Raw genomic sequence first — 18,024 nt, 5'->3', positions numbered from 1 at the left:
CACCCACCGAGATCCTTCCGCGCGAGGGGTTCCACCAGCGGTGCTCAGGAATGGTCGCCGACCGCCTTCTGGCCGGGCTAGGGCCAGCACCAGGTAGGTGTTGTGGACGGTGCCGGGCGCGTACCCGGCCGCGCTCAGCCCTCCAATCAGGTCCTTGACCATCGGCCGGGTGACCGCGTTCAACGGCATGTGCCCGACGTGGGGGGTTGATGCGGTTCTTCAGGGAGACGGCGTAGCCGGTGGCGGTGCTGGGGGCCAGGGTGATCCGCGCCGTCAGCCACCTGTCGGCGTGGGTCTCGAAGGTCACGTTCCCGGCCTTGGGGCGGTCTTGAGCATGCCGGCTTCCCCGATGCGCAGCCGTGCCACCGAGGGCCGCACGTCGCCGCCCTCGTCGGAGTCGTCACCAAGCGGCCAGTTCACGTGCTGCTCGAACGTGGCCCCGAACCGCCCGCTGTCTTTGTAGTTGAAGAACTGATCGAGCCCGTTGATCAATTTAGACATGAAGCGACGGCTGGCAGTTCAGCTCACCCCTCGCCACGGGAAACGATCCCCAGGGAGCGGAGTTCCTCGTCGAGGCGGCGGACGTGCTTGTTGCCCGCCCACGGCTGGAGCCGGGCACGCGCCTGACGTACGGAGTCGGCGAGCCGACCAGAACTGTGCGAGCTGGTGAGGTGGGCAGCATCGCGGATCTTGTCGACTTATGACAAGACTCCTGAGAGCTACCTCGCCGGTCTCCACCTTCGCGCCGCGATGATCTGGTTTAAAGACCTCACCCGGACCATCCCTTGATCACAACCAAATACGCGCCCTAGTGCGAGACGGGGATGCCCGTCGTTCCCGGGTAGTGCTGAGGTATGACCGCAGAATCGAAGGATCCGCTGGCGGATCTCAACCCGTTCGACATATTCGACACCGAGGCCCTCCGCCTCGACCGTTTCTTCTCCGGGCTCGACGCGGAGGGCTGGCGGCGTCCCTCGCGGGCGGCGGGCTGGTCGGTCCGCGACGTGCTCGGGCACCTGGCGGGGGAGGAGCTGTACAACCACGCCTGTCTGGACGACGACATCGACGGGTTCGTCGCGATGCTCGGGAGCGAGGGAGTGGAGGGCGGTTTCAATGCCTTCAACGCCTGGTGCGTGCAGCGCCGCCGTGACGTTCCGGTCGAGGAGGTGCTCCAGGAGTGGCGGCGCGAGAACGGGGAGACGCGCGAGCGGATGCGCGAGCTCGGCCGCGACGCCTTGCTGCCGACCCTCGCGGGGCCGTACCCGGTGGGGTCGCAGACCTTCCACTACGACTCGGAGTACGCCACCCACGCCGACGACGTCGGCGCGCCCGTCGCGGAGGACGAGGAGGACGAGCGGGTCTGGTGGCGGGCGAGGGTGGGCGCGTTCGTGCTCGCGGAGCAGGGGGCGAAGGTCCAGGTCGAGCTGACCGCCGACGGGATCTGGGTGCACGCCTACGACATGAGCGAGCAACTGGGGCCCCCGGCGTTCGTGGCGGCGACCGTCGGCCGCCTGCCGGACGACCACCCCGTCGACCATCCCCTCGACCGCAGGCTCAGGGCCGCCCTGCGCTGCCTGGCCTGAGCTTTTCGAGGCCTCAGCGGTCGTTCTGCCCCTGTCGCCCCTGGCCCTGGCCCTCGTCCCCGTCCTTGCGGCGCATCCGGTGCGGGGTGCCCGCCCGCGCGCGCTCCTCGGGGTGGGCGCGTACCCTGCGCAGGCTGAAGACGACGGTGACCAGCAGCACCAGGAAGATCACTATCAGCGAGAGCGGGGTCGGGATCTCGGGGAAGGACCGGGAGACGTCCTCGTGCAGGAAGGCCAGGATGAGCTTCAGGCCGATGAAGCCGAGAATGACCGCAAGGCCGATCGACAGGTAGACCAGGCGCTCCAGCAGGCCCTCGATCAGAAAGTACAGGGCACGCAGCCCCAGCAGCGCGAAGGCGTTGGCGGCGAAGACGATGAGCGGGTGCGTGGTGACGCCGAAGACCGCCGGAATGGAGTCGAGGGCGAACAGCAGGTCGGTGCTTCCGATCGCGAGGAAGACCACGAACAGCGGGGTGACCATCCGCTTTCCGTCCTCGCGGACGACGAGCTTGCCGTCGTGCAGGTTCTCGGTGACCGGGAGCGCCTTCGAGATGAAGCGGATCAGGGGGTTGCTCTCGATGTCGGGCTCCTCGTTCCGGTGCCGGACGAGCTGGATCGCCGTCCAGATCAGCAGCAGGCCGAAGAGCAGGAATGTGAAGGAGAAGAGGCTGATGGCCGCCGCGCCGACCGCGATGAGGACGGCGCGCAGCACGAGGGCGGTGGCGATCCCGAAGAGCAGCACCTTCTGCTGGTTCTCCGGGGGCACCGAGAAGCGCGCCATGATGATGACGAAGACGAAGAGGTTGTCGACGGAGAGGCTCTTCTCCACCAGCCACCCGGCGAAGTACTCGGCCGCCAGCGTCGACCCGGCCAGCCACCACAGGACCAGGCCGAAGGCGATGGCCACGCCGATGTAGAAGACGCTCCAGGCGGTGGCCTCGCGGATGCCCACGGCGTGCGGCCGGCGCGCCGCCACCACGAAGTCGAGGACGAGCAGCGCGATCACCAGCGCGACGACCGCGATCCACACACCTATCGAATCGATCGCCACCCGTGCACCCTCCTGCCGGTTGAGAATCCTCGCTTACCCTCAGGTAAGGGGATCCACACCCGGAGGCTACCGCCCCACGCGACGGACACGGGATGGTGAAGGGAGCGCGGGTCAGCGGGCCGAGCGGGCCCGGTGTTTGGTCCAGATGTCCAGGGCCACGGCGGCGAGCAGGACCAGGCCCTTGAAGAGCATGACCCGCTCGCTGGGCGCGCCGATCAGGGACATGCCGTTGTTGATCACAGCCATGACGAGGCCGCCGACCGCCTTGCCCACCCCGCTCTGGACCGCGGCGCCGCCGATGAAGGCGGCCGCGATGGCGTCCAGCTCGAAGCCGTTGCCCGCCGTCGGGCCGGCCTGGTTCAGCCGCCCGGCGAAGACGATCCCGGCGAGCGCCCCCATGTTGACGAAGATCCAGAACGTGACGGACTTGCGATCGAGCGGATCGTGATCGACGGTTACCCTGATGGTCTCCTTTGCCGCCATAGTGGCGCGGTAGTACCGCACTAAGATCTTTTCCGCTGGTCGAGGTGTCGGCTGCGAAGTGGTCCTGTCGCCGCCCCGGGTCGGGCCGGCCCGCCGGGCGGAGGCGATTCTGTCGATACGGTACGGAGTGCCGTCACGTGTGGGTGACGTTCTTGTGAAATTCGGTGAACACGGCCGCTAGGTGTGATCTTTAGGCTGTCCTGGGACTTCTTTGGACATCGGCTCTGTTTGTGAACAGGCATTGGTCACTTGTTCACTAAACTCATGTCTGATAGAACAAATGCCACATGTAGGTCGGGTGGACGGCTCCCCGCGCGGCCTATCCCTCGTGGCCCCCTGGAGGACTGCCGTGCCCGGCTTCTCTCGTCTCAACGGTCCGGGATCCCCGGCGCTGTCCCGCCGCTCGGTCCTGCAGCTCGGCAGCGGGGTCGCCCTCCTCCTGGCGACCGGATGCGCCGCGGGCACCACGGCGGGCGGCGGATCCGCCACCCCCGCAGCGAGCACCGCCCCCGGCGGGACCCCCGCCGCCTCGAAGCTGCGGATCGCCGTGAGCAGCTACCTGAGCAGCTGGGACCAGGACTTCGTCGGGTTCGACCTGACCGCGCTGATGCTCTACAAGAACGTCTTCCCCTACATGATCGACTACGGGGTCACCTCGGTCGGCGACGGCCAGATCCTCGACACCGAGGCCATCGCCCCGACCTTCGCCGAGTCCTTCGAGCCCGACGCCGACAACAAGGTCTGGACCCTCAAGCTGCGCAAGGGCGTCAAGTTCGCCAGTGGCAACGAGATGACCGCCAAGGACGTCAAGTGGTCCAAGGACCGCGCGTTCGCCGCGAAGGCCAACGTCGCCGGCGTCTACCGGCTGATCGGGCTCACCAAGGCCGACCAGGTCGAGGTGGTCGACGACTACACGGTGACGTTCACCCAGGCCTTCCCCAGTGCCCTGACCCGGCAGATCCAGGCCATCTCGCTGTACGTCTTCGACTCCGAGGAGGCGAAGAAGCACGCCACCGACGCCGACCCCTGGGCCAAGGAGTGGTTCGCCAAGAACCCCCCGACCGGCGGCTACTTCAACGTGGAGAAGGCGGTCCAGGGCCAGGAGATCGTGCTCACCGCCAACGCCGGCTACCCCGGCCCCGACGGCGCCAAGAGCTCGGAGATCAGGCTGAGCGTGGTGCCCGCGGCCTCAAACCAGCGCCTGCAGCTGCAGAACGGCGACATCGACGTCGCCTTCGGCATCGGCCAGCGCGACATCAAGGACCTCAAGTCCACGAAGGGCATCAAGGTCATCTCCGCGCCGAGCAACAACCAGCTCGTCATCCAGATGTCGGTGACCACCGCCCCCTTCGACGACCCCGCGGTGCGCAGGGCGCTCGCCCACGCGGTGCCGTACGAGCAGATCATCGCCAACGTCTACGGCGGCGACGCGCGGGCGGCCAAGAGCGTCGTCCCGCTGGACATGCCCGGCTACTCCGAGACCGGCTACCCCTACGCCTACGACGTCGCCAAGGCCAAGGAGACACTGGCCGCGGCGGGCAAGACCTCGATCACCTCCGAGCTGGTCTTCCAGACCGACAGCGAGGAGCAGCAGCAGATCGCCGTACTCGTGCAGAGCGAGGCCAGGAAGGCGGGCATCGAGCTGAAGCTCACCCCGCTCGACCCCGCCACGCTCGCCGAGCGCAGGGAGAAGAAGAACATCCCCCTGCAGGTCACTCTGGGCCAGCTCTGGGTCAACGACGTGGAGTACATGCTCGGCACCAGCCTCACCAAGGGCGCCAGCCTCAACTACTCCAACTACGTCAACCCCGAGATCGAGAAGATCTTCGAGGAGTCCCACACCGTCGTCGACGCGGCCGAGCGCGCCAAGCTCTGGCTGCGCGTGCAGGAGATCCTGGCCGAGGACGTGCCGTGGGCCGTCATCTGCCAGCCCAACTTCAACCTCCCCGTCCGGGAAGAGGTGGCGGGATGGGTCCAGCCGATGGACGGCCTGGCCCGGCTGCGCTACCTGAGCATCTCCTCCTGATCCATGCGTATCCTCCGGTTCGTCCTCAGGCGGCTGTTCCAGCTCGTCCCGGTGCTCCTCGGGGTGGTCGTACTGACCTTCCTGCTCGTCAGAGTCCTGCCGGGTGACCCGATCCGTACCATCCTCGGCCCCAACGCCACGGAGGCGGACGCCGCCGCGGCGCGGGCCAGGTTCGGGCTGGACCGGCCCCTGTGGCAGCAGTTCCTCGACTACGTCGGGGGACTGTTCACCGGTGACTTCGGCACCTCCATCCAGAGCGGTGCCCCGGTGGGCTCGGAGATGGCCCTGCGGGTCGGGCCGACCATGGAACTCGTGCTGATCGCGCTGGCCGTGGCGCTGGTGCTGGCGGTGGTGCTCGGCATCTGGTCGGCCAGGAACGCGGGCCGGTTCGGCGACCACACGGTCCGTGTCGCGGCGCTCATCGGCAACTCGGTGCCGGAGTTCTGGCTCGGACTGGTGCTGGTCCTGGTGGGCTACAGCGTGCTGGGCTGGTTCCCGGCACCCAGCGGCCGGGTGGATCCCGACACCGAGCTGAGCCTGATCACCGGCGCCGACCTGCTCGACGCGGCGCTGACCGCCAACGGCCCCGCGTTCGTCTCCGCACTGGAGCACCTCGCGCTGCCGGTGGCCACGCTCGTCATCGTCATCGTCGCGCCGCTGCTGCGCAGCGTCCGGGCCTCCGCGCTTGAGGTACTGGCCTCCGAGGCGTACACGGCCGCCGCCGCGCACGGCCTGAAGGACCGGCTGCTGCTCCGCGGCTACCTGGTGCGGGCCACGCTGGTGCGGCTCCCCGCGCTGGCGGCCCTGGTGTTCGGCTTCTCCATCGGCTCGACGGTCCTCGTGGAGTACGTCTTCTCCTGGCAGGGCTTCGGGCAGTGGGCGCTGCGCGGCCTGCTCTACCGGGACTACCCGGTGGTTCAGGCGTCGGTGCTCGTGATCGCGCTGTTCTACGTGGTGGTCTTCCTCATCGCCGACGTCGTCCACGCGATCCTCGACCCGAGAGTGAGGATCTGATGGCCGAAGCTTCAGGAGTCCGGGAGGCGGGCGCGGACCGCCGCTTCGCATCGTCCCTGATCACGGTGGGCTCCGCCATCCTGGCCCTGGTCGCGGTGGCCGTCGTGTTCGCGCCGCTGCTGAGCTCCTGGGGCCCAGAGGAGATCGACCCCCTCGCCTCTCTCACCCCGCCCGGCGGTGCGCACCTGCTGGGCACCGACCTCAACGGCATGGACGTGTGGAGCCGGGTCCTGCACGCCGCCCGGCTCGACGTCGGCATCGCCGTCGCCGCGGTCGCCCTGGCCGTGGTCGCGGGCAGCCTCGTCGGCCTGGTCGCCGGATACCGGGGCGGTTGGGCCGACGACGTGCTGATGCGGGTGCTCGACGTCTTCCAGGCGTTCCCCACCTTCATCCTGGCCCTGGCGGTGGCCGCGCTGCTCGGCGGCGGCACGGCCAACCTGGTCGCGGTCATCGCCCTGGTGAACGCGCCCGCCTACGCCCGGCTGGTCCGCGCCGAGGTGCGCTCCATCAGGGAGCTGCCCTTCGTGGAGGCGTCCCGCACCTCGGGCTCCTCCTTCTGGGGGGTGCTCTGGCGGCACGTACTGCCCAACAGCCTGACGCCGGTACGCGTCATCGCCCCGCTGAACTGCGGCTGGGCCATGCTCACGCTGGCCGGGCTGTCCTTTCTGGGACTCGGCGTGCCGGTGCCCACCGCGGAGTGGGGCGCCATGATCAGCCTCGGCTCCGGCGACGTCGTCGCGGGCCGGTGGTGGACCTCGGTCCCGCCCGGCCTCTTCCTGCTGATCTGCGTCCTGGGCTTCAGCCTCCTCGGTGAGGGCCTGCAGGAACGCGCCGACTCCACGAGGAGGTGACAGACGATGACACTCCTGTCGATCGAGGACCTCTCCGTCGTGATCCGCCGACCGGGACGCCGGGTCGCCGCGCTGAGCGGGGTGAACCTGAGGGTCGAGCCGGGTGAGGTGGTCGGCCTGGTCGGCGAGAGCGGCGGCGGCAAGAGCATGGTGGCCCGCTCGATCGTGGGCCTGCTGCCCGGCGGCTCCCAGACGAGCGGACGGGTCATGTTCGACGGCGCCGACGTGCTGACGATGGGCACCGCCGAGCTGGAGGCCTTCCGCGGGCACGGCGCCGCGATCTGCTTCCAGAACCCGCGCGGCGCGCTCAGCCCCACCCGTACCGTCGGCCGCCAGCTCGTCGACCGGCTGGTCACCCACCGGTCGCTGGCCCCGGCTCCGGCCAGGGAGGTCGCCGCCGAGCTGTTCGAGTCGGTCGGCATCCGCAGCCCGAGGCGTCGCCTGGACGCCTACCCGCACGAGCTCTCCGGAGGCATGGCGCAGCGCGTCATGATCTCGCTGGCCACCGGGTGCGCACCCGGCCTGCTGATCGCGGACGAGCCCACCACCGGGCTGGACGTCACCCTCACCAGGGAGATCCTCAACCGGTTCCGGCTCGCCGCGAACGCCGAGCGGCGCGGTGTCCTGCTGATCTCCCACGATCTGGCGTCGATCGCCGAGGTCTGCGACCGCGTCGTGGTGCTCTACGCGGGGACGGTGGTGGAGAGCGGCCCCGGCCCGCAGGTGCTCGACGAGCCCGCCCACCCCTACACGCGGGCGCTGCTGCGCTCGGTGCCCGACATCGGCGGGCGTCCGGTGACCGCGACCCCCGGAGCGATGCCGCTGCTGACCGAGGCGCCGTCCTCCTGCCCGTTCGCGCCGCGCTGCGCGCACGCGACGCGGCTGTGCACGGCGGACCTCCCCATCGCGGGGCCGCTGGCCCTCGACTGGAGCGTCGCCTGCTTCCACCCCCGCTCGGGTCCCCTCACCGACCCCGCCGAGGTGCCCGTGCCCCCGGTCCGTACGGCGCCGTCCGGCGTGAAGGACGGCGTGAAGGACAGTGGTGCGAAGGACAGTGCGAAGGACAGTGCGAAGGACAGTGCGAAGGACAGTGCCGAGGACGGCGCAAGGGACGTCGCGAAGGACGGTGCGAGGGACGTCGCGAAGGACGGTGCGAGGGACGTCGCGAAGGACGGTGCGAGGGACGTCGCGAAGGACGGTGCGAGGGACGTCGCGAAGGACGGTGCGAGGGACGTCGCGAAGGAGCGCGGGGAGGTGCTGCGCATCGAGGACGCGCACGTCGTCTACCGCAGCCGCTTCGGCGGCGGGGGGCACCACGCGCTGCGCGGGGTCAGCCTCAGCGTCGCCGCGGGCGAGACCCTGGGCGTCGTCGGGGAGAGCGGCTGCGGCAAGAGCACCCTGGCCAGGCTGATGCTCGGCCTGGTGCAGCCCTCGCGGGGCAGGGTCGAGGTGGCCGGGCACGCCCTGTCCGAGCTGCGCGGCAGGCGGCTGCGCCGGCTACGTACCCGCGCCCAGCTGGTCTTCCAGGACCCCGTCGGGTCGCTGAGCCCCCGGCGGACCGTACAGGACGCGATCGGTGAGCCGCTGCTCGCCGCCGGGGTGCCCGCCGCGGAGCGCGTCTCGCGCGTCGCCCGCGTCCTGGAGCGGATGGAACTGGACCCGTCGATCCTGGGGCGGCGCCCGCACGAGCTGTCCGGCGGGCAGGCGCAGCGCGTCGGCATCGCCCGCGCGCTCGTCGGCGAACCCGACCTGATCGTCTTCGACGAGCCGACCTCGGCACTTGACGTCACGGTACAGGCGCAGATCCTGAAGGTGATCGCAGAGGTGAGCGGCGACAGTTCGCGTGGCTCGGTCTTCATCTCCCACGACCTGGCCACCGTGCGAGGGTTCTGCGACCGCGTCGTGGTGCTCTATCTGGGACGGATCGTCGAGGAGGGGCCGGTGGAAGAGGTCTTCGGCAACCCCAGGCACCCCTACACCAGGGCGCTGCTGTCCAGCGCCCCCAGCCTCGGCGCCGGTTACGGCGGCCCGCAGGTCGAGTTGACCAAGGATCTACAGGAGGCGGACGCCGCCGGAGGCTGCGCCCTCGCGCCGCGCTGCCCCTTCGCGACCGACGAATGCAGGGAGCAGGAGCAGGAGCTCCGCCCGTACGACGCGAGCCTGGTCGCCTGCCGCCGCGCCGCCGAGATCCCCGCGCTGATCGAAAGGTGACATCCCGAATGCCCGACCCGAAGCACATTCGTCTGGCCGTCGACATCGGCGGCACCTTCGTCGACGCGATGGAGCTGAACACCCGCACTCATGAGGTGCGTTTCAGGAAGGCCTCGACCACCCCGGCCCGTCCCTGGGAGGGCGTGCTCGACGCGGTCACCGCGCTCGGCACCGACCTGTCGGAGGTGGAGCTGTTCATCCACGGCACCACCCTGGGCCTCAACGCGGTCCTGGAACGGCGCGGCGAGCCGACGGGGATCATCACCAACGACGGCTTCCGCGACATCTTCCTGATCGGCCGGGGCAACGTGCCCGCCGACCACATGTACGACTTCCAGTACGAGCGCCCCGAGAGCCTGGTGCGGCGCCGCCACACCGTGGGGGTGCGGGGACGGCTCGACCATCGGGGCCGTGTGGTCGAGGAACTCGACGCCGAGGGCGTCAGGGAGGCGGCCCGCGTCCTGGTCGAGGAGGAGGGCGTGGTGTCGATCGCCGTCTGCTTCCTGCACTCCTTCCTCGACCCCTCCCACGAGCGCCAGGCCGCCCGGATCATCCGCGAGGCGTACCCGCAGGTGACGGTCTCGCTCTCCACCGACATCGTCAGGGAGTACCGCGAGTACGAGCGGACCAGCACGACGGTCCTCGACGCCTACATCCGGCCGATCTTCGAGAGGTACGTCGACAGGCTGGAGCACGGGCTGGCCGAGCGCGGGTTCGGCGGACGGTTCCTGATCATGCGGTCCGGCGGCGGCTCCATGACGTCGTCCGTGGCCAAGACCTCCCCGACGCACACCGTGCTGTCGGGCCCGGCGGGCGGCATCGTCGGCGCGGCGCACCTCGCCGCCGCCCTCGGCCGCCGGGATCTTCTCACCTTCGACATCGGCGGCACCTCGCTGGACGCGTGCGTGATCGAGCACGGGTCCCCGGTGGCCGCCTACGAGGCGCAGCTGGAGCACTTTCCGCTGCTGATCCCCACTTACGACATTCGCACGATAGGGGCCGGAGGGGGCTCGATCGCGTGGTTGGAGAGGGGATTGCTCAAGGTGGGTCCGCACAGCGCGGGTGCCGACCCCGGCCCGGTGTGTTACGGCCGGGGCGGCACCCGCCCCACTGTCACCGACGCGGCGGTGGTCCTCGGCTACGTGGACCCGGGCCGTTTCCTGGCCGGGACGATGGACCTGCACGCCGACGCCGCACGCGCGGCGCTCGACGAGCAGGTGGCCCGGCCCCTCGGACTGAGCCCGGAGGCCGCCGCGGCGGGCGTCTTCGACGTGCTGCTGGCCAAGACCGTCGGCGCGGTCCGGCAGATCACCGTCGAGCGGGGGCACGACCCCCGGGGTTTCTCACTGCTCGCCTTCGGTGGGGCCGGACCGCTGCTCGCCCCGCTGCTCGCCGCGGAGATGGGCATCGGCGAGGTCATCGTGCCGTTCGCGCCGTCAGGTTTCTCCGCCTGGGGCATGCTCAGCGCCGACATCGTCGACGACTTCTCCCGTACGGTGATGGCCACCCTGGACGACGCCGACCTCGACGAGCTGGAGACGGTCTTCAAGGGCATCGAGGCCGAGGCCGTCGACTCCCTGGAGGCGCAGCTGGTCGCGGCCGAGCACATGGTCCTGGAGCGCCAGTTCGAGCTGCGCTACCTGGGACAGGAGCACTCGCTCATCGTCACCACCGGCCGCGACCTCGACCGGGACGCGATCAGGCGGGCGTTCGAGGAGACCCACGTGGCGCGCTACGGCCACGCCATGGACAACCGGCTGCAGATCCTCAATCTGCGGGTGCGCGGCGTCGGCCGCACCGACCGGCCGGAGTTGGTGGTGCGCCCACCGGGCGACGGCGACGCGGGCCGGGCGCTGTTCGCCCGCAGGGACGCCTACGACTTCGGTACCCGCGCCACGGCGTCGTTCGCCGTCTACGACCGCGCGCTGCTGGAGCCGGGCGACGCGTTCGACGGACCCGCGCTGGTCGACGAGGGCACCTCGACCACCGTGGTCCCCTCGGGGCAGCGGGTCGAGGTCGACGAGCACGGTTATCTGCTGGTCAGGATTGTGGAGGCGTCGTCATGACCGAGCGACTGGGCGAGAAACTTGACGGGGCGACCGCCGAGGTGGTGCGCAGCTACCTGCTCGCCGCGGCGGAGGAGATGCGGGCCACGCTGATCCGTACGTCGTTCAACCCGGTCATCTACGAGGTCCACGACTTCGGCATGTCGATGTACGACGCCGACCTGCGGCTGATCGCCGAGGCCACCGGACTCACCTTCTTCCTCGGCGCCAACGACTTCTCGCTGCGCAAGGGTGTGGAGTACGTGGGGCGGGAGAACCTGCGTCCGGGTGATGTGGTGCTGCTGAACTATCCGTATTGGAACGCGGCACACTCCTACGACGCGACGTTGTTCTCGCCGGTGTTCCTGGGGTCGGAGCTGGTGGGTTTTCTGTGTGTGCGGGCTCACTGGATGGATCTGGGGGCCAAGGATCCGGGGTATGTGCTGGATTCCACGGACATGCACCAGGAGGGGATCATCTTTCCCGGGACGAAGGTGTTCTCGGGGGGTGAGCCGAACCGGGAGATCATCGAGTTGATCCGGTTCAACTCGCGGATGCCGGATCTGGTGATCGGTGATCTGAACGCGCAGGTCGCCGCGTTGCGCACCGGAGAACGCCGGTTCCTGGAGATCCTGGAGAAGTTCGGCCGCCCGACGGTGCAGGCCGCCGTCGGGCGGATGATCGAGGACGGCGAGGCGCGCACCCGTGCCGCCCTCGCCGAACTGCCGCAGGGCTCGTGGACCGCGGTCGACTGGGTCGACGACGACGGCATCACCGAGGACCCGGTCCGCATGCAGGTCACCGTCACCATCGCCGACGGCACGTTCACCGTCGACTTCGACGGTTCCGCACCGGCCACGCCCGGTCCCATCAACATGCCGTTCGGCGCCACCGAGGCGATCTGCAAGGTCGTCCTCAAGTCGCTCACCTCGCCCGACGAGCCGTCCAACTTCGGCACGACCGTCCCCCTTCGGGTGCGGGCCGAGCCCGGCACGCTCTTCCACGCCGTCTACCCGCAGCCGACGTTCACCCTGTGGACCGGCATCGTCGCGGTCGAGCTCATCCTGAAGGCGCTGGCGCAGGGCATGCCGGACAGGCTGCCCGCCTCCTCGGGAGGGGACGTGCCGGGGTTCATGATGGTCGGGATCCATCCGGAGACCGGGCAGATGTTCGCGGTCAGCAACAACGACCCGGTCGGCTGGGGCGCCACCCCCTCCCACGACGGCATGAACGCCGCCACCCACGTCTCGGGCAGTACCGGGAGGATCACCCCGATCGAGGTCCTGGAGGCGCGGACCGGGATGTTCTTCGAGCGGATGGAGATGCGTGAGGACTCCGGCGGTGCCGGGCGGTTCCGCGGTGGGGTGGGGTTGCGGAGGGACATCCGTTTCGTCACCCCGGGGGAGTTCCTGTCGGTCATCAAGAAGACGCGGTCGCGGCCGTGGGCGCTGGAGGGCGGGCTGGAGCCCGAGCCCAACCAGGTGGTGGTCTTTCCCGACACCGAGCGCGAGCATCGGGTCAGTACCAAGCGGACCAAGGTGCGGGTCGGTGACCGGATCAGGTTGCTGACCGCCGGCGGTGGCGGGCACGGGGACCCGTGCGAGCGAGACCCCGGACTGGTCCGCCGCGACGTCGCCGAGGGCTATGTCTCTCCCGACGCCGCCCGCAGGATCTACGGGATCGACGATGTCTGAGACGGTGTCCGAGACGGTGTCCGAGTGGTCCGGTACGGCTCTGCCCCGGGTGGACGGCGCGACGGTCGAGGTGGTGCGCAGCCATCTCACCTCGGCCGCCGAGGAGATGCGGGCCACGCTCGTGCGCACCGCCTTCAACCCGGTCATCTACGAGGTCTTCGACTTCGGCATCTCCGTCTACGATTCGGGCCTGCGCCTGGTCGCCGAGTCGACGGGGCTGAGCCGCTTCCTCGGCGCCAACGACTACTCCATCCGCAAGGGTGTGGAGTACGTGGGGCGGGAGAACCTGCGTCCGGGTGATGTGGTGCTGCTGAACTATCCGTATTGGAACGCGGCACACTCCTACGACGCGACGTTGTTCTCGCCGGTGTTCCTGGGGTCGGAGCTGGTGGGTTTTCTGTGTGTGCGGGCTCACTGGATGGATCTGGGGGCCAAGGATCCGGGGTATGTGCTGGATTCCACGGACATGCACCAGGAGGGGATCATCTTTCCCGGGACGAAGGTGTTCTCGGGGGGTGAGCCGAACCGGGAGATCATCGAGTTGATCCGGTTCAACTCGCGGATGCCGGATCTGGTGATCGGTGATCTGAACGCGCAGGTCGCCGCGTTGCGCACCGGAGAACGCCGTGTCCAGGAGCTGTACGCCCGCTACGGCAGGGCGGTCGTCGACTCCGTCGTCGAGACCGTGATCGAGGGCGCCGCCGAGTCCGCCGCAGAGGCCGTCGCCCGCCTCCCGCAGGGCTCGTGGACCGCCGTCGACTGGCTGGACGACGACGGCATCACCGAGGACCCGATCCGGATGCGGGTCACCGTCACCATCGCCGACGGCACGTTCACCGTCGACTTCGCCGGATCGTCGGGCGCGACCGAGGGGCCGGTCAACCTACCGTTCGGCGCGACCATCGCGACCTGCCGGGTCGCGTTCAAGGCGATCACCACGCCCACCGAGCAGACCAACGCCGGGCACTTCGCCCCCCTGCGGGTGCGGGCCGAGCCCGGCACGCTCTTCCACGCCGTCTACCCGGCGGCGACCTTCACCCAGTGGACCGGGACGGTCGCCCTGGAACTGATCTACAAGGCGCTGGCGCAGGGCATGCCGGACCGGCTGCCCGCCTCCTCGGGAGGGGACGTGCCGGGGTTCATGATGGTCGGGATCCACCCGGAGACCGGGCAGATGTTCGCGGTCAGCAACAACGACCCGGTCGGCTGGGGCGCCACCCCCTCCCACGACGGCATGAACGCCGCCAACCACCTGTGCCAGACCCAGGCCCGCAACACCCCCGTCGAGGTCCTGGAGGCGCGGACCGGGATGTTCTTCGAGCGGATGGAGATGCGTGAGGACTCCGGCGGTGCCGGGCGGTTCCGCGGTGGGGTGGGGTTGCGGAGGGACATCCGTTTCGTCACCCCGGGGGAGTTCCTGTCGGTCATCAAGAAGACGCGGTCGCGGCCGTGGGCGCTGGAGGGCGGGCTGGAGCCCGAGCCCAACCAGGTGGTGGTCTTTCCCGACACCGAGCGCGAGCATCGGGTCAGTACCAAGCGGACCAAGGTGCGGGTCGGTGACCGGATCAGGTTGCTGACCGCCGGTGGTGGCGGGCACGGGGACCCGTGCGAGCGAGACCCCGAACTGGTCCGCCGCGACGTCGCCGAGGGCTATGTCTCTCCCGACGCCGCCCGCAGGATCTACCGGATCGAGGCCGTCCGATGAACGACGTGGTCATCGTCAACTGCACGGTCACCGACGCCCGCGCCGGCGGCGCTCCGTCGGGCGAGGCGCCGGCCGAGGCACCGGCCGAGGCTCCACGGAGCGCCGAGGGGCGGATCACGGATGCGGCGGTGTGGATCCGGGACGACCGGATCGCGGCCGTGGGCCCCCGCGAGCAGGTCCTGGAACGGGTGGGGGAGGCGCAGCGACTTGATCTAGGCGGCGCCTACCTCACCCCCGGCCTGGTCAACATGCACACCCACCTGTCCCTGTCGCTGCCGGGCCAGGGAGGCGACAACGTCAAGAACATGACGGCGCACGAACTCGTCCTCTACATGGCCGACGGTGCCCGCCGTACCCTGCACTGCGGGGTCACCACGGTGCGGTGCGTGGCCGAGAAGGACCACGCCGACTTCGCGCTGCGCCGGGCCATCGAGTCGGGCAGGGCGAGCGGGCCGCGCGTCTTCACGGCGGGCCAGGCCCTGGTCTGCACCGGCGGCCACGGCCACGAGGCGAGCGACACCATGGAGTGCGACGGAGTCGACGGGTTCCGGCGCGGGGTGCGTACCCAGGTCAAGGCGGGTGCCGACCTCATCAAGATCATGATCTCCGGTGGCATCGCCGGAGAGCACGAGGACATCGACACCCCGCAGCTGTTCTCCGACGAGATGGCGGCGGCGCTGCAGACCGCGCATGCCTGGGGCCGGAAGGTCACCGCGCACGCGGGGCCGGCGGCGGTGATCGCCGAGGCCGTCGAGCTGGGCCTCGACTGCGTGGAGCACGGCTATCAGCTCACCCCCGAGGTCGCGAAGAGAATGGCCGAGCGCGGCACGGCCCTGGTGCCGACGCTGCTCGTCACCCGCTGCAAGGAGTTCTTCGACGAGCTCGGGGTGCCGGAGTGGATGCAGTGCCGCTCGCTCGGCGCCGGCCCCCGGCATCTGGAGAGCTACGCCATGGCCCTCGACGCCGGGGTGGACGTCCTGCTGGGCAGTGACATGCCGCCGTTCTGGGACTTCGAGGGGACCAACGCCTCGGTACGCGAGCTGGAGTGCATGTCCGAGGGAGGTCTCGGCCCGGCGGGAGCGCTGTATGCGGGCACGCTTGGCCCGGTGCGCTGGCTCGGCGCCGACGCCGACCTCGGCACCGTCGAGGTCGGCAAGTACGCGGACCTCATCGCCATGGACGCGGACCCGCTCGCGGACACCTCGGCCTTTCGCGGGGTCCGCTGGGTGATGAAGGGCGGCCGGGTCGTCCGCGACGACCGGTCGGGATGGGAGAGGCAGTGAACGCGGTTTTCCCGGGGTCTGAAGACCGGGGCATCTGGGTGAAGTACTGGTGAACGGTCCGGTGAACGGTGCTGTGAACGACACGGAGGCCGCCGCGATCGCGGCTGGCATCGACGACATGTACGACGCCTTCCTCGCGGCGGACCGCCGCCGATTCGACAGTCACCTGCACGCCGAGGTGACCACCTGGGAGACGCACCTGCCGGGACCACTGCGGACCCGGTCGGAACTCGACGCCTACCGCAACGAGAGGGACGGCTCGGGTGCCCGTCCCGAACTCGACAGGCTGGCGGCCGAGGACAAGCGGATCGACGTGTGGGGCGACGCCGGGGTGGCGCGTTACGTGCTCGTCGCCGAGGCGTCGGGCGAACCCGCGCAGTACAGCCGGGTGACCGACGTGCTGCGCAGGACCGGCGACGACTGGCTCATCGTGCACCACCACTCCGAACTGCTCGTGCCATGAGCGAGGGCACGGGCGAGGGCACGGGCGAGGGAATGGGCGAGCAAGGAGCAGGCATGAACGACGACGGTGACATGGAGCTGTACGACCTGCGGGTCGTGGTCGACCGCATCGAGGGCAGATCCGTCTGCGGCATGGAGGTGGGCGACCACTTCACACTGGAGCGGAGCGCGCACCTGCGGCTCCCCGACGGCAGGCACTTCTGCGTCTACGCGCTCGCCTCGGTCCTGCCGTTCCTCGCCGCAAAGCAGCGTGACCTCGCCGAGGGCGACTGGCTGGCGCAGGACTCCCTGTTCTGCTGCCCCGACCCGGAGGAGCGGCTGGTGATGCGGGTCGAGCGGACCCGCCGCCGCCGGATGAACTCCGCCGACCTGACCTGAGGGGATCCACGTCGACATCCTCCCCGCGGCCGAAGCCCGGGGATTCCGAAGAAACCCCTCGCTGTTTCCTCCCCACGCCTCAGGGCGGGGGTCTCCACCTCAAGGAGATGTGATGAGCACCGCCGAGATCGGCCTCGGTCTGCAGAGCGACAAGCGGGCCGGTGACTACGCCCGGCTCGCGCGCCGCGCGGAGGAGCACGGCTTCGACGTGCTGAGCGTGTTCGGCGACCTGATGTACCAGCCGCCGATCTTCCCGCTGCTGGAGATGGCCGCCGCCACCGAGAGGGTGCGGCTCGGCGCGGCCTGCCTCAACCCGTACTCGGCGGCGCCGTACGAGATCGCCGGGCAGCTCGCCGCCCTCGACCTGGCCTCGCACGGTCGTGCCTACCTGGGCCTGGCGCGCGGCACCTGGCTCGGCGCCGTGGGCATCGCCCAGCCCCGGCCGCTGACCGCGCTGGCGGAGACCGTCGAGGTGGTCTACCGGCTGCTGGCCGGCGACGCCGGAGGGTTCGAGGGGGAGATGTTCCGCCTGGCGCCGGGCACCCGGCTGCGCTACCCCGTGCACCGCACCCGGCCGCCGCTGCTGCTCGGCGCCTGGGGGCCGAAGGGCGCGGCGCTGGCCGGGCGGATCGCCGACGAGATCAAGGTGGGCGGCAGCGCGAACCCGGCGATGGTCGGGGTGATCCGCGAGCGGGTCGCGGCCGGGGCGACGGCGGCCGGACGTGACCCGGGCCAGGTGGGCGTCGTCCTGGGCGCGGTGACGGTCGTGGACACGGACGGCGCCGCGGCCAGGGCCAGGGCGCGCAGCGAGGTCGCCATGTACCTCGCGGTGGTCGCCGACCTCGACCCGACCGTGGAGATCCCCGCCGACCTGCTCGGCCGGGTCAAGGAGCTGGTCGACGCCGGGCGGGACGAGGCCGCCGGACGGCTGATCCCCGACGATCTGCTCGACCTGTTCGCCTTCTCCGGCGACCCGGAGCAGGTCGCCGCGCAGGCTCAGGCGCTGATCGACGCGGGCGCGCACCGGGTGGAGTTCGGCACGCCGCACGGCCTCACCGACGACCGTGGCGTGGAACTGCTGGGCACCGAGGTGCTGCCGCTGCTGAACCGCTCACCGAAGGGAGCGGCGTAGGTGTTCCGGCCCGCGGATCCGACCGACCGCGATAGGCAAGGGATCCAAGGGGGCAGGGCCTGACCGCGGTGCCTTCGGGTGACGCTCCGTCATCCTGAAACCGGAT

General features: G+C 70.1%; 15 protein-coding genes. 12 read left to right on the top strand and 3 right to left on the bottom strand.

Going from position 1 to position 18,024, the window contains the following annotated elements; all coding sequences use genetic code 11:
• Positions 1–303 precede the first annotated feature (303 nt).
• Positions 304–501, bottom strand: coding sequence for a hypothetical protein (locus OIE13_RS19340; protein ID WP_326637826.1), 198 nt, complete (start codon positions 499–501; stop codon positions 304–306).
• A gap of 353 nt (positions 502–854) precedes the next feature.
• Between OIE13_RS19340 and OIE13_RS19335 the strand changes: the two genes are divergently transcribed.
• Complete coding sequence (locus OIE13_RS19335) at positions 855–1,583, top strand: maleylpyruvate isomerase family mycothiol-dependent enzyme (RefSeq protein ID WP_326637828.1); 729 nt, start codon at positions 855–857, stop codon at positions 1,581–1,583.
• Positions 1,584–1,596: 13 nt separating this feature from the next.
• Here the strand turns inward: OIE13_RS19335 and OIE13_RS19330 are convergent, their stop codons facing one another.
• Positions 1,597–2,634 (bottom strand): TerC family protein, encoded by a 1,038-nt coding sequence (locus OIE13_RS19330; protein ID WP_326637830.1) that lies wholly within the window; start codon positions 2,632–2,634, stop codon positions 1,597–1,599.
• A gap of 111 nt (positions 2,635–2,745) precedes the next feature.
• On the bottom strand, positions 2,746–3,117 hold the full coding sequence (locus OIE13_RS19325) for a hypothetical protein (protein WP_442811539.1): 372 nt from the start codon (positions 3,115–3,117) through the stop codon (positions 2,746–2,748).
• 349 nt (positions 3,118–3,466) lie between these two features.
• On the opposite strand from OIE13_RS19325, the gene OIE13_RS19320 reads away from it, so the two are divergent.
• The 11 genes from OIE13_RS19320 (at position 3,467) to OIE13_RS19270 (ending at position 17,918) form a co-directional block, all read left to right on the top strand.
• Positions 3,467–5,143, top strand: a complete 1,677-nt coding sequence (locus tag OIE13_RS19320) for an ABC transporter substrate-binding protein (RefSeq protein WP_326637832.1) — start codon at positions 3,467–3,469, stop codon at positions 5,141–5,143.
• Between the two features lie 3 nt (positions 5,144–5,146).
• A complete protein-coding gene (locus tag OIE13_RS19315; protein WP_326637834.1) occupies positions 5,147–6,157 on the top strand; it encodes an ABC transporter permease in 1,011 nt (336 codons plus the stop codon).
• Entirely contained in the window at positions 6,157–7,008 is an 852-nt protein-coding gene (locus OIE13_RS19310; RefSeq protein ID WP_326637836.1) for an ABC transporter permease, read from the top strand. The genes OIE13_RS19315 and OIE13_RS19310 overlap by 1 nt, the downstream gene beginning before the upstream one ends.
• Positions 7,009–7,014: 6 nt before the next feature.
• Complete coding sequence (locus OIE13_RS19305; protein ID WP_326828487.1) at positions 7,015–9,219, top strand: ABC transporter ATP-binding protein; 2,205 nt, start codon at positions 7,015–7,017, stop codon at positions 9,217–9,219.
• Positions 9,220–9,227: 8 nt separating this feature from the next.
• Positions 9,228–11,285 (top strand): hydantoinase/oxoprolinase family protein, encoded by a 2,058-nt coding sequence (locus OIE13_RS19300; RefSeq protein WP_326637840.1) that lies wholly within the window; start codon positions 9,228–9,230, stop codon positions 11,283–11,285.
• Complete coding sequence (locus OIE13_RS19295; RefSeq protein ID WP_326637842.1) at positions 11,282–12,958, top strand: hydantoinase B/oxoprolinase family protein; 1,677 nt, start codon at positions 11,282–11,284, stop codon at positions 12,956–12,958. The genes OIE13_RS19300 and OIE13_RS19295 overlap by 4 nt, the downstream gene beginning before the upstream one ends.
• Positions 12,951–14,663, top strand: a complete 1,713-nt coding sequence (locus tag OIE13_RS19290; RefSeq protein WP_326828486.1) for a hydantoinase B/oxoprolinase family protein — start codon at positions 12,951–12,953, stop codon at positions 14,661–14,663. Before OIE13_RS19295 ends, OIE13_RS19290 begins: the two co-directional genes overlap by 8 nt.
• The gene (locus OIE13_RS19285) at positions 14,660–15,946 is read left to right on the top strand and encodes an amidohydrolase family protein (protein ID WP_326637846.1); all 1,287 of its coding nucleotides are present in this window, start codon (positions 14,660–14,662) and stop codon (positions 15,944–15,946) included. Before OIE13_RS19290 ends, OIE13_RS19285 begins: the two co-directional genes overlap by 4 nt.
• 73 nt (positions 15,947–16,019) lie before the next feature.
• The gene (locus tag OIE13_RS19280; protein WP_326637847.1) at positions 16,020–16,409 is read left to right on the top strand and encodes a nuclear transport factor 2 family protein; all 390 of its coding nucleotides are present in this window, start codon (positions 16,020–16,022) and stop codon (positions 16,407–16,409) included.
• Positions 16,410–16,462: 53 nt separating this feature from the next.
• Positions 16,463–16,786: a TIGR04076 family protein gene (locus OIE13_RS19275; RefSeq protein ID WP_326637849.1), complete on the top strand. Its 324-nt coding sequence runs from the start codon at positions 16,463–16,465 to the stop codon at positions 16,784–16,786.
• A gap of 112 nt (positions 16,787–16,898) precedes the next feature.
• Entirely contained in the window at positions 16,899–17,918 is a 1,020-nt protein-coding gene (locus tag OIE13_RS19270) for an LLM class flavin-dependent oxidoreductase (protein WP_326637851.1), read from the top strand.
• The last annotated feature ends 106 nt before the right edge of the window (positions 17,919–18,024 follow it).

The sequence above is a fragment of the Streptosporangium sp. NBC_01810 genome (assembly GCF_035917355.1).
Taxonomy (GTDB): Bacteria; Actinomycetota; Actinomycetes; order Streptosporangiales; family Streptosporangiaceae; genus Streptosporangium.
This window is presented reverse-complemented; position numbering and strand designations above follow the sequence as displayed.

What these genes read in the sequence shown, in the direction of transcription:
- OIE13_RS19335 (WP_326637828.1), top strand. Translation starts at nt 855, where the DNA reads ATGACCGCAGAATCGAAGGATCCGCTGGCGGATCTCAACCCGTTCGAC.
- OIE13_RS19285 (WP_326637846.1), top strand. Translation starts at nt 14,660, where the DNA reads ATGAACGACGTGGTCATCGTCAACTGCACGGTCACCGACGCCCGCGCC.
- OIE13_RS19295 (WP_326637842.1), top strand. Translation starts at nt 11,282, where the DNA reads ATGACCGAGCGACTGGGCGAGAAACTTGACGGGGCGACCGCCGAGGTG.
- OIE13_RS19315 (WP_326637834.1), top strand. Translation starts at nt 5,147, where the DNA reads ATGCGTATCCTCCGGTTCGTCCTCAGGCGGCTGTTCCAGCTCGTCCCG.
- OIE13_RS19290 (WP_326828486.1), top strand. Translation starts at nt 12,951, where the DNA reads ATGTCTGAGACGGTGTCCGAGACGGTGTCCGAGTGGTCCGGTACGGCT.
- OIE13_RS19310 (WP_326637836.1), top strand. Translation starts at nt 6,157, where the DNA reads ATGGCCGAAGCTTCAGGAGTCCGGGAGGCGGGCGCGGACCGCCGCTTC.
- OIE13_RS19305 (WP_326828487.1), top strand. Translation starts at nt 7,015, where the DNA reads ATGACACTCCTGTCGATCGAGGACCTCTCCGTCGTGATCCGCCGACCG.
- OIE13_RS19340 (WP_326637826.1), bottom strand. Translation starts at nt 501, where the DNA reads ATGTCTAAATTGATCAACGGGCTCGATCAGTTCTTCAACTACAAAGAC.
- OIE13_RS19300 (WP_326637840.1), top strand. Translation starts at nt 9,228, where the DNA reads ATGCCCGACCCGAAGCACATTCGTCTGGCCGTCGACATCGGCGGCACC.
- OIE13_RS19325 (WP_442811539.1), bottom strand. Translation starts at nt 3,117, where the DNA reads ATGGCGGCAAAGGAGACCATCAGGGTAACCGTCGATCACGATCCGCTC.
- OIE13_RS19275 (WP_326637849.1), top strand. Translation starts at nt 16,463, where the DNA reads ATGAACGACGACGGTGACATGGAGCTGTACGACCTGCGGGTCGTGGTC.
- OIE13_RS19270 (WP_326637851.1), top strand. Translation starts at nt 16,899, where the DNA reads ATGAGCACCGCCGAGATCGGCCTCGGTCTGCAGAGCGACAAGCGGGCC.